This window comes from Streptomyces sp. NPDC050263, assembly GCF_040655955.1.
Taxonomy (GTDB): domain Bacteria; phylum Actinomycetota; class Actinomycetes; order Streptomycetales; family Streptomycetaceae; genus Streptomyces.
Window position 1 is genome coordinate 1 of sequence record NZ_JBFAKW010000200.1, and the last position, 11049, is coordinate 11049.

At 72.4% G+C, this 11049-nt stretch carries 9 protein-coding genes; 3 read left to right on the forward strand and 6 right to left on the reverse strand.

Annotated elements, in window-relative coordinates; all coding sequences use genetic code 11:
* The first annotated feature begins 64 nt into the window (after positions 1–64).
* The 3 genes from ureG to AB0J04_RS43780 all read left to right on the forward strand — a co-directional run bounded on the left by ureG (position 65) and on the right by AB0J04_RS43780 (position 3233).
* A complete protein-coding gene (ureG, locus tag AB0J04_RS43770) occupies positions 65–742 on the forward strand; it encodes an urease accessory protein UreG (RefSeq protein ID WP_363174299.1) in 678 nt (225 codons plus the stop codon).
* A gap of 1 nt (position 743) precedes the next feature.
* Complete coding sequence (locus AB0J04_RS43775) at positions 744–1502, forward strand: urease accessory protein UreD (RefSeq protein ID WP_363174300.1); 759 nt, start codon at positions 744–746, stop codon at positions 1500–1502.
* A 129-nt stretch (positions 1503–1631) separates the two neighbouring features.
* A complete protein-coding gene (locus AB0J04_RS43780; protein WP_363174301.1) occupies positions 1632–3233 on the forward strand; it encodes an alpha/beta hydrolase in 1602 nt (533 codons plus the stop codon).
* 71 nt (positions 3234–3304) lie between these two features.
* Here AB0J04_RS43780 and AB0J04_RS43785 read toward each other — a convergent pair whose 3' ends face one another.
* The 6 genes from AB0J04_RS43785 to AB0J04_RS43810 all read right to left on the reverse strand — a co-directional run bounded on the left by AB0J04_RS43785 (position 3305) and on the right by AB0J04_RS43810 (position 10817).
* On the reverse strand, positions 3305–4066 hold the full coding sequence (locus AB0J04_RS43785; RefSeq protein WP_363174307.1) for a lysophospholipid acyltransferase family protein: 762 nt from the start codon (positions 4064–4066) through the stop codon (positions 3305–3307).
* A 150-nt stretch (positions 4067–4216) separates the two neighbouring features.
* On the reverse strand, positions 4217–5470 hold the full coding sequence (locus tag AB0J04_RS43790) for a SpoIIE family protein phosphatase (RefSeq protein ID WP_363174302.1): 1254 nt from the start codon (positions 5468–5470) through the stop codon (positions 4217–4219).
* 66 nt (positions 5471–5536) lie between these two features.
* The gene (locus AB0J04_RS43795) at positions 5537–7984 is read right to left on the reverse strand and encodes a SpoIIE family protein phosphatase (RefSeq protein ID WP_363174303.1); all 2448 of its coding nucleotides are present in this window, start codon (positions 7982–7984) and stop codon (positions 5537–5539) included.
* 145 nt (positions 7985–8129) lie between these two features.
* Positions 8130–9383: an ornithine--oxo-acid transaminase gene (gene rocD, locus AB0J04_RS43800; RefSeq protein WP_363174304.1), complete on the reverse strand. Its 1254-nt coding sequence runs from the start codon at positions 9381–9383 to the stop codon at positions 8130–8132.
* Positions 9380–10201, reverse strand: a complete 822-nt coding sequence (ddaH, locus tag AB0J04_RS43805) for a dimethylargininase (RefSeq protein WP_363174305.1) — start codon at positions 10199–10201, stop codon at positions 9380–9382. Before ddaH ends, rocD begins: the two co-directional genes overlap by 4 nt.
* 124 nt (positions 10202–10325) lie before the next feature.
* Entirely contained in the window at positions 10326–10817 is a 492-nt protein-coding gene (locus tag AB0J04_RS43810) for an Lrp/AsnC family transcriptional regulator (protein ID WP_363174306.1), read from the reverse strand.
* Positions 10818–11049: the final 232 nt, after the last annotated feature.

Here is an 11049-nt window from a genome sequence, read left to right on the forward strand (position 1 = left end):
GTTCGGCCCCGAAAGGGCCTCGTCCTCAAACGCCGGACGGGCTGAAACCGTAGGAGCCGTAAGTATGCATCTTGACCATTCCCACCACGGTCCCGCCGCCGTCAGCGCCGACGCCCGTCGGCCCGACGGCTCGCGTCGCGCCCTGCGGATCGGGCTCGGCGGTCCCGTCGGGTCCGGGAAGACCGCGACCGTGGCCGCGCTCTGCCGTGCGCTGCGGGACGAACTGTCCCTCGCCGTCGTCACCAACGACATCTACACCCGCGAGGACGCCGAGTTCCTGCTGCGGGAGGCCGTGCTGCCGCCCGAGCGGATCACGGCCGTCGAGACGGGCGCCTGCCCGCACACCGCGATCCGGGACGACATCTCCGCGAACCTCGAAGCGGTGGAGGACCTGGAGGACGAGGTCGGGCCGCTGGACCTGATCCTCGTCGAGTCCGGCGGGGACAACCTCACCGCCACCTTCTCCAAGGGGCTCGTCGACGCGCAGATCTTCGTCATCGACGTCGCCGGCGGGGACGACATCCCGCGCAAGGGCGGGCCCGGTGTCACCACCGCCGATCTGCTCGTCGTCAACAAGACCGACCTCGCGCCGTACGTCGGCTCCGACCTCGCCCGGATGGCCGCCGACGCCAAGGCCCAGCGCGCCGAACTGCCGGTCGTCTTCCAGTCGCTGCGGAGCGAGGCCGGGGTCGCGGACGTCGCCGCGTGGGTGCGGGCGCAGTTCGCCGCCTGGACGGCGTGACATGAGCGGTGTGCACGCCACCGCGCGGATCGGGGCGAGCGGCGACGGGCGCGGGGGGACCGCCCTGCCGGTGCTCGAGAGCGACGGGCCGCTCGCCCTGCGGCGCACCCGGGGTACGGGCGGCGAGGCGCGGGTCGTGCTCGTCGGGGCGATGAGCGGGCCCCTCGGCGGTGACCGGTTCGCCGTCGAGGCGGACGTCGGGAGCGGCGCCCGGCTGCGGGTGGGCTCGGCCGCAGCCACCATCGCGCTGCCCGGCCAGGTGAAGGAGGAGGCCCACTACGACGTACGCCTGACCGTCGCCGACGGCGGCGAACTGCACTGGCTGCCCGAGCCGTTGATCTCGGCGCGGGGAAGCGACCTGTTCCTGACCACCCGGGTCGACCTTGCCGCCGGCGCCCGGCTGGTGCTGCGCGAGGAGCAGGTCCTCGGGCGGGTGGGGGAGGAGCCCGGCAGGCTCACCGGCCGACTGGTCGTACGGGTCGCCGGGCGGGTAGTCCTCGATCAGGAACTGGCCTGCGGACCCGGCGCGCCCGGCGGCTGGGACGGGCCGGCCGTGCTCGCGGGACACCGTGCCGTGGGACAACTCGTCGTGGTGCGGCCGGAGTTCGCCGAGCGGCCGGTGACCGCCGAGGTCTTCGGGGAGCACGCCTGCGTCATGCCGTTGGCCGGGCCCGCCGCCCTCGTCACCGCCGTCGCCGCCGACGGGCTGCGGTTGCGTCGCGTACTGGACGAAACACTCATCGCGCTCGATATCCGGTGAGCGGTATATCCCTATCCGGTTATCGGATTGGCAAAGAAGGTCAACGGCACCTGTTCTCAGGCGGCTCACAGCCGAAAGGATCCCCCTGCTGACATAACCAGGCAGTAACCAGGCAGGGGGAGGGCCCACTTGAGGGACATACGACCGAACAAGCGCACCGCCGCATTCGGCTCGGCAGGCGTACTCGTCGCCGCCACGCTGATCGCCGGCGCCGTCGCGGCGCCCACGGCGAGCGCGACCAGCAGCCGTCCGGGGCAGGACCGGGAGGCCCGGGGCGCCGCGATCGCCGCCGAGCGCGCCGCGAAGGCGGGCATCGACTGGCAGGACTGCCCGGCCGACTGGGGCCTGGAGAAGCCGATCCAGTGCGGCTGGGTCACCGTGCCGCTCGACTACGCCAGGCCGAACGGCAAGCAGATCAAGCTCGCCGTCGACCGCATCGGCAACACGGGCACGCCCGCGGAGCGCCAGGGCGCGCTCGTCTACAACCCCGGCGGTCCCGGCGGCTCCGGCCTGCGCTTCCCGCGCCGGGTCACGACCAAGGCCCCCGTCTGGACCAACGTGGCCAAGGCCTACGACTTCGTGGGCTTCGACCCGCGCGGTGTCGGCCACTCCGCGCCCATCTCCTGCGCCGACCCGCAGGAGTTCGTCAAGGCGCCCAAGGCCGACCCGGTCCCGGACAGCGAGGCCGACAAGCTCGCCCAGCGCAAGCTGGCCCGTGAGTACGCCGAAGGGTGCGCCGAGCGCACCGGCAAGGCCGTGCTCGCGCAGATGACCACGCCGAACACCGTCCGCGACCTGGACGTCATCCGGGCCGCCCTCGGCGAGAAGAAGCTCAACTACCTGGGCGTCTCCTACGGCACCTACATCGGCGCGGTCTACGGCACCATGTTCCCGGGCCACCTGCGCCGCATGATCGTCGACAGCGTGGTCAACCCCTCCCGCGAGAAGATCTGGTACGAGGCCAACCTCGACCAGGACGTCGCCTTCGAGGGCCGCTGGAAGGACTGGCAGGACTGGATCGCCGCCAACGACGCGACGTTCCACCTCGGCACGACCCGCGCCGCCGTCCAGGCCAAGTGGCTCGAACTGCGCGCCACCGCGAAGAAGAACCCCATCGGCGGGGTCGTCGGCCCGGCCGAGCTGATCGGCTTCTTCCAGAGCGCCCCGTACTACGACTCCTCGTGGATCCCGGTCGCCACCGTCTTCAGCCGGTACTTCGCCGGGGACACCCAGGCCCTTGTCGACGCGGCCGCCCCCGACCTCACGGACACGGCCGGCAACATCGCCGCGGAGAACGGCAACGCCGTCTACACGGCCGTCGAGTGCACCGACGCCAAGTGGCCCACCAGCTGGAAGAAGTGGGACCGGGACAACACCGCGCTCCACAAGAACTACCCGTTCATGACCTGGGCCAACGCCTGGCTCAACCTGCCCTGCGCCACCTGGCCGGTCCGGCAGCAGACCCCGGTGAACGTCAAGACGCCCAAGGGCCTGCCGCAGGTGCTGATCGTGCAGTCCGAGCGGGACGCGGCCACCCCCTACGAGGGCGCCGTCGAACTGCACCAGCGCTTCAAGGGTTCCCGCCTGATCACCGAGAAGGACGCCGGCTCCCACGGTGTGACCGGCCTGGTCAACCCCTGCATCAACACCCGGGTGGACGCCTATCTCCTCACCGGGAAGCTGGACGCCAAGGACGTGACCTGCGCACCGCACGCCACGCCGAAGCCGTAGCCACGGACGGACAGCACAGCGGAGGGGCGGCCGGATCGATCCGGCCGCCCCTCAAGCATTCCGACGGTTCGTCACCGCGACGGCAGTCGCGGGAACCTGCGTTCCTTCTCCGGCTTCTCTGCCGCCTTCTCGGCCGCCTTCGCCGCCGCCCTGGCCGCGGCCTCCTCCGCCTTGGCGACGGCCGCGTACTGGTCCACGTACTCCTGCTCGGACAGGGTCAGGATCGCGTACATGATCTCGTCGGTGATCGCGCGCAGCACCGCCTTCTCGCTCTCCATGCCGAGGTAGCGGGAGAAGTCGAGGGGCTTGCCGAAGCGGATCACCACGGGGTGCAGGGTCGGGATCACCTTGCCGGGCGGCTGCGCCTCGAAGGTGCCGATCATCGCGCAGGGGATCACCGGCACCTGGGCCTTCAAGGCCATGACCGCGACGCCGACCTTGCCCTTGTAGAGGCGGCCGTCGTGCGAGCGGGTGCCCTCCGGGTAGATGCCGAGCAGTTCGTCCTTGCTCAGCACGCCGAGGCCCTCGCGGATCGCGGCCTGACCCGCGTCCTTGCCGGAACGGTCGACCGGGATCTGCCCCGCGCTGTGGAAGAAGGCCGCGGTCAGCCGACCCTTGAGGCCGGGGCCCGTGAAGTACTCGGCCTTCGCGAGGAACGTGATGCGGCGCTTGAGGATCGCGGGCATCAGGAAGTGGTCCGAGAACGAGAGATGGTTGCCCGCGATGATGGCCGCTCCCGTGTCCGGCACATGCTCCAGTCCCTCTATTCGGGGTCGGAAGAGCAGTCTCAGCAGCGGCCCCAACACCACGTATTTCAGGAGGTAGTAGAACAAGGGAGTCGCTCCTCGCGTCCGGCGGATCGGCTTGTCGCCGCGTTCCAGCAGGTCAACCGGCATGGTGTGGGGTGTCAGTGTAGGGGCAGGCGGCGACGGCCGAAACCGTGCCGATCCGGCCCCCACGGCGGGCCCCGGCCGTCGCCGTCGTCACAGCCGTACGACGACCAGGGCCGTGTCGTCGGTTGCGCCGCCGGGCGGCAGAAGCTCCAACAGGACGGCGTCGGCCAGGGTTTCGGGATCGTCCTGCCGGTGCCGGGCGAGGGCGTCGGCGAGGCGGTTGAGGCCCGTGTCGATGTCCTCGTGCCGCCGTTCCACCAGTCCGTCGGTGTACAGGGCGAGGGTGGCGCCGTCGGCGTAGGCGGTGCACGCCTGCGGGCGGGGGACCGGGGTGGGGCAGGCGTCGAGCGGGGGGTCGGTGGCCCGGTCGAGGAACTCGACTCGGCCGTCGGCGTGCACGAGGACGGGCGGGGGATGTCCGGCGCTGCTGTAGGTGATGGTGTGGTGGTCGAAGTCGATGAACGTGGTGACCGCGGTGGCCGACTCGGCGCCGTCCACGACGTGCGCGTACCGCCCGAGGACGTTCAGCGCCTCGGCCGGGCCCTCGGCCACCCGGGAGGCCGCGCTGAGCGCGCTGCGCAGCTGGCCCATCACCCCGGCGGCCGCCAGACCGTGTCCGACGACGTCCCCGACCGACACCCCGATGCGGTGGCCGCCGACGAGGTCGACCAGGTCGTACCAGTCCCCGCACACGTTGAGCGCGCCCACCGCCGGCCGGTAGCGCACGGCCGCCCGGTGGTGGCCCACCTGGCGTCGGGCGGGCAGCATCGCCTCCTGGAGGGCGAGGGCCACCTCACGCTCCCGGGCGTGGGCCCGCCGCAGCCGCTCGTTGAGCTCCTGGAGCTCACGGGCGCGGGTGTACAGCTCGGCCTCCAGGACGCGGCCCCGGCCGCCCGCCCGCGATCCGCCCCCGCCCGCTCCACGGCCGCCACGGGCCCGGATCAGCTCGGTGACCTCCTCGACGCGGTGGACCAGCAGCACCACCGACCCGTCCGGGCCGAGCACCGGCGCGTTGACCGGGCTCCAGTAGCGCTCCTCCCACTCGCCGGGCCGCTCGGCCGACTCGACGTCGTAGCGCTGGAGCGCCATGGTGTCCCGGTCGCCGGTGGCCAGCACCCGGCGCAGCGAGGCATCCAGGTTGCGCATGCCGCTCGCGGCCTTGTCGTTGGGGTTGTCGGGGAAGACGTCGAAGAGATGCCGGCCGATCATCTGCTCGCGACTGCGGCCCGCCACGCGCAGGAACTCTTCGTTGGCGTCCGCGTACAACAGCTCGGGCGTCAACAGCGCCACCATGCCCGGCAGGGCCTGGAACACCGCCGCGTAGTCGATCGCCGTGTCGTTCATGGCTCGCGCCCCATCCGCCGGTTTTGCCACATTTTCTCACGTGATATGACGTGAGGGGCTCGCCGGTCACCCGCCGGGATCCGTGAGCGACTGCTCGGCCCAGATGATTTTTCCTTCGGCGAGGAAACGGGTGCCCCACCGCTGGGTGACCTGGGAGACCAGCAGCAGCCCGCGGCCGCCCTCGTCGGTGGCGCGCGGATGACGCAGATGGGGCGCGGTGGCGCCGCCGTCGAAGACCTCGCAGACCAGCGTGCGCTCGCGGATCAGCCGGAGCCGGATCGGCCCGGTGGCGTAGCGGATCGCGTTGGTGACCAGCTCGCTCACGACCAGCTCGGTGGTGAACGACAGCTCCGAGAGTCCCCATTCGGCCAGCCGCAGGCTCGCTGTCTTGCGGGCCTCGGCGACCGCCGCGGGGTCGGCGGGCAGCTCCCAGTCGGCGACCCGGTCGGCGGCCAGCCGGTGGGTCCGGGCCATCAGCAGGGCCACGTCGTCGTGCGGACGGTCCGGGACGAGGGCGTCGATCACCGCCTGACAGCGCAGCTCCAGCGTGTCCGCCGACCGCTCCAGGGCCCGCCGCAGCCGTGCCCGGTCGGTGTCCAGCGCCCAGTCCTCGCCCTGGGCCAGCAGTCCGTCCGTGTGCAGCGCGAGCGTGCTGCCCTCCGGCAGGGTCACCTCCGTCGACTCGAAAGGCGGCCCGCCCGAGCCGAGGGGCGCCGCCCGGGGCAGCTCGACGAAGTGCACGGTGCCGTCGGGCAGGACGACGGCCGGGGCGGGATGCCCGGCCGCGGCCATCGTGCACCGTCCGTCGACGGGGTCGTAGACGACGTACACGCACGCGGACCCCACGGCCTGCGTCCCCTCGGTCCGTGGCCGTGCCTCCTGCGCCACACCCTCCTCGTGGTCCATCCGGGCGACCAGGTCGTCGAGATGCGCCAGGATCTCCTCGGGCGGCAGGTCCAGGGCGGCGAGGGTGCGCACCGCGGTCCGTACGCGTCCCATGGCCGCGGCGGCGTCGATGCCGTGCCCGGGCACCTCGCCGACCACCAGGGCCACCCGGGCCCCGGACAGCGGGATCAGGTCGTACCAGTCCCCGCCGAGGCCGGTCAGCTCGTCGGCCGGCCGGTAGCAGGCGGCCACCTCGACGGCGTCCTGCTCGGGCAGCCGGCGGGGGAGCAGGTTGCGCTGGAGCACCAGGGCCGCGTCGCGCTCGCGGGTGTACCGGCGGGCGTTGTCCACGCAGACGGCCGCCCGGGAGACGAGGTCCTCGGCCAGGGCCAGGTCGTCCTCGTCGAAGGGTTCGCGCCGGTTGCAGCGCAGGAACGTGGTGACGCCCAGGGTGGCGCCGCGCGCCCGGACCGGCACGATCAGGGCGCTGGGCGGCTCGGACCCGGCGGGCGGGGCCGCGGCCCACTCCATGCCGAGGGCGTCGGACGGGTCGAGCCGCTCGACCCGCCAGGGCCGCCCGCCGACCAGCGAGCGCACCGGCGGCGAACCGGCCCGGTAGACGACCGCCGGGGTGCCGGTCGGCGCCTCGGGCCCGTCGGCCGTGCGCCGGCCCGCCCTGCGCAGGGTGACGGAGCCCTCGGGGCCGTCCGCCGCCTGCCCCGGCGCGGGCTCCGCGCCCCGCAGCACCGGCTCCAGCAGATCCACGGTCACGACGTCGGCGAACTCCGGCACCACCACGTCCGCCAGCTCCTGCGCGGTCCGCGCGATGTCCAGGCTGCGGCCGATGTGCCGGCCCGCCCGGTCGAGCAGGGCGAGCCGCTGCCGGGCACGATGCCGCTCGGTCATGTCCACGACCGTGTAGTAGACGCCCATCGGGCTGCCGTGGTCGTCGTCCAGCCGGGTGAACGACAGCATGTGCGCCGTGTCCCGGTGCGGCGTGGCCTGTACGTGCCCCAGGTGCTCGTACCCCACGACGGTCTCGCCGCTGTCCAGCACCCGCTGCATCTCCGCCTCGATGGCCTCGGAGTCGAGCCCCGGCTGCACATCGGCGAGCCGCAGCCCCAGCCGGTGCTCGGGCGGGCCGCCGCCGAACCGGGAGAGGGCCGCGTTCGACCACACATAGCGCAGGTCGGTGTCCACGATCGCTATGCCGATCGGGGAGCCGGCGATCATCTGCTCCAGCACCGACCGGCTCATGTTCCAGCCGGGGGCGTCGCCCATCTCGTTCATCAGCACCAGCCAGCGCGCCGGGCCGCCGGGCTCGTGCGCCGAGGTGATCCGGGCCATGACCGGGATCGCCCGGCCGTCCAGCCGGCGGGCCGACAGCAGCCCCGCCCAGCCGCCGTCCCGACGGCACCGCTCGAGGACGTCCGGCAGCCGCGTGGCGTCCGCGTGGGTGAGCAGCCCGGCCAGGGACCTGCCCACGGCCTCGGTGGCCGGATACCCCAGCAACCGCTCGGCGTCCCTGGTCCAGCTCGTGACCGCGCCCTGCGTGTCGAGCAGCAGGGGCGCGGTGTCCGCCACGTCGAACCGCCGGCGGGCAACGTCGTCCTCGTCGTGTGTGCCCACGGTCGACCTCTCTGTCGCTGAGAGTGGTCTACCACCTCCTGACCCAATCTTCACCCTGCCTGCACGACAGCGGCTGAGCCACCCGGGAGTACGACGGGTCGACCGACGGCCGTGCCGCCGCGGCTCCCGGGTGACGGCGGGTCCGTCAGACGCCCTGTGCCAGCGCCCGCTCCAACGCGGCCAGCGCCGCGCCCAGTTCCTCGCCGGTGATGGTCAGCGGCGGCGCCAGCCGGATCGTCGAGCCGTGGGTGTCCTTGACGAGGACGCCCTCCCGCATCAGCCGTTCGCTCACCTCGCGGCCGGTGCCGATGGCCGGATCGACGTCGACGCCCGCCCACAGTCCGCGCGCCCGGAAGCCGACGACGCCCTTGCCGACCAGCCCGGTCAGCCCGTCCCGCAGGACGACGCCCAGCTCGGCCGCCCGGCGCTGGAACTCGCCCGTCTCCAGCAACTCCACCACCGCCGTGCCGACCGCGGCGGCCAGCGGATTGCCGCCGAACGTCGACCCGTGCTCGCCCGGCCGCAGCACGGACAGCACCTCGCGCCGGGCCACCACCGCCGACACCGGCACGATCCCGCCGCCCAGCGCCTTGCCGAGCAGCAGCACATCGGGCACGACCCCTTCGTGCTCCAGGGCCAGCGTCCGCCCGGTGCGCCCGAGCCCGGACTGGATCTCGTCCGCGACGAAGAGACAGCCCTTCCGCCGGGTCAGCTCCCGCACTCCGGCGAGATAGCCGTCGTCGGGGATGACGACGCCCGCCTCGCCCTGGATCGGCTCGATCAGCACCGCCGCCGTGGTCTCGTCGACGGCCCGCTCCAGCGCGGCCAGGTCGTTGTACGGGACGACCCGGAAGCCCGGCGTGAACGGCCCGAAGCCGGCCCGGGCCGTCTCGTCCGTCGAGAAGCTCACGATGGTCGTCGTCCGGCCGTGGAAATTCTCGGCGGCGACCACGATCGTCGCCCGGTCGGCGGGGACGCCCTTCACCTCGTACGCCCACTTGCGGGCCACCTTGACCGCGCTCTCGACGGCCTCCGCGCCCGTGTTCATCGGCAGGACCATGTCCAGGCCGGTCAACTCCGCGAGTCGCTCGGCGAACTCGGCGAGGCGGTCGTTGTGGAAGGCGCGGGAGGTGAGCGTGAGCCGGTCCAGCTGGCGGTGGGCCGCCTCGATCAGCAGGGGGTGGCGGTGGCCGAAGTTGAGGGCCGAGTAGCCGGCCAGCATGTCGAGGTAGCGGCGGCCCTCGACGTCCTCCACCCAGGCGCCCTCGGCGCGCGCGACGACCACGGGCAGCGGATGGTAGTTGTGCGCGAGGACCGGCCCCTCGGCGCGGATCAGCTCGTCGGACGAGCGCGCGGAGTCGGCGGCGGACGTACGCGGGGGGACGACGGGCGCGGTCATGAGCGGATCTCCTGGGTGCAGCACTTGATGCCGCCGCCGGCTTTGTGGAACTCCGACAGGTCGACGGGGACAGGAAGGTAGCCGTGCTCGCCGAGCCGGGCGGCGAGCGCCTCGGCCTGCGGCGCGATGAAGACATGGTGGCCGTCGGAGACGGAGTTCAGCCCGAACGCCAGCGCGTCGTCCCGGGTCGCCAGCACGGCGTCCGGGAACAGCCGGGCCAGCACCTCGCGGCTGCCGGGCGAGAACGCCTCCGGGAAGTACGCGATGTTTGGATCGTGCCCGCCGTCCAGCACGAACAGCGCCGTGTCCAGGTGGTAGAAGTGCGGGTCGACCAGGGTCAGGCTGATCACCGGATGGCCGAAGAACTCCTGCGCCTCGCGGTGCGCGTCCCGGGTGGTCCTGAACCCGGTGCCGGCCAGCATGTACCGGCCCGTCCACACCAGGTCGCCCTCGCCCTCGCAGACGGACTCGGGCCGGTACACCTCGTACCCGGCCGTCTTGAACCAGGTGTCGTAGTGCATGGACTCACCGCGCCGCTCGGGCGCGTGGAACAGGGAGCCGAAGACCCGGCCGCCGACGACGACCGCGGAGTTCGCCGCGAAGACCATGTCGGGCAGACCGGGCGCCGGCTCGACGGTGTCCACGGTGTGGCCGTGGGCCTCATAGGCGCGGATCAGCGCCTGCCACTGCCCCCGGGCGAGATCGACGTCGACCGGGGTGTCGGGATGCATCCAGGGATTGATCGCGTACTGCACGGCGAAGTGTCTGGGTTCGCAGACGAGAAAGCGCCGAGAGCGCCGCACACGGGAATCGGGCACAGAGGGGTTCCTCCGCTTCCAACGGTGTCGAGTGAGGGTTGACACCACGGTACGAAGCGGGAGATACGCCCGACAAGGAACAAGAGCTGCGCGTCCACGCAGGAATCCTGCGTCTTTCGCCCTCTCAACGCACGTCTGGTGCGGCCTGGGTCGCTCCCGCCTCCGGACTCTCCGGCAGCAGATGCGACAGCACCATCACGCTGATCGTCTTCCGGATGAACGGCTCGGCCCGGATCCGCTCCAGCACGTTCTCGAAGTGCTCCACGTCCCGCGCCCGCACGTGCAGCAGCGCGTCCGCCCCGCCCGTCACCGTCATCGCCGCGGTGATCTCCGGATGGTTGCGCACCACCTCCGCCAGTCGCCTGGGGGGCGCGGCGCCCTCGCAGTACACCTCCACGTACGCCTCCGTGCGCCAGCCCAGCGCCGACGGCTGCACGGTGGCCGTGAACCCCGTGATCACCCCGGTGTCCCGCAACCGGTCCACCCGGCGCTTCACAGCCGTCGCGGACAGGCCCACGGCCGTGCCGATCTCGGCGAAGCTCGTCCTGGCGTTCGCCATCAGAGCGGTGATGATCTTCCGGTCGAGCTCGTCGAAAGGGGCGGTCGCGCTGTTCATCTGAGTCCTTTCGTGGATGCCCCCGGCTTCAGCCGGGGAGGAAACGACCCCTCCGGGAGCGGGGCAGGGAGCTGGGATTCGCCGCCAGGGCGGATCGCGGTGCTCGGACCGGCAGGTTTGCTCTTCACTTGCAATCACTCTAGTGCCGCGGCAGGCAACGTTTGCCCGTCAAGGAGCGGCGTCCGGTGCGTGCTCTCGGTGTGCCGGCCGGAAGTCCTCGTACTGGACGTAC

What these genes read in the sequence shown, in the direction of transcription:
- ureG (WP_363174299.1), top strand. Translation starts at nt 65, where the DNA reads ATGCATCTTGACCATTCCCACCACGGTCCCGCCGCCGTCAGCGCCGAC.
- AB0J04_RS43775 (WP_363174300.1), top strand. Translation starts at nt 744, where the DNA reads ATGAGCGGTGTGCACGCCACCGCGCGGATCGGGGCGAGCGGCGACGGG.
- AB0J04_RS43790 (WP_363174302.1), bottom strand. Translation starts at nt 5,470, where the DNA reads ATGAACGACACGGCGATCGACTACGCGGCGGTGTTCCAGGCCCTGCCG.
- rocD (WP_363174304.1), bottom strand. Translation starts at nt 9,383, where the DNA reads ATGACCGCGCCCGTCGTCCCCCCGCGTACGTCCGCCGCCGACTCCGCG.
- AB0J04_RS43810 (WP_363174306.1), bottom strand. Translation starts at nt 10,817, where the DNA reads ATGAACAGCGCGACCGCCCCTTTCGACGAGCTCGACCGGAAGATCATC.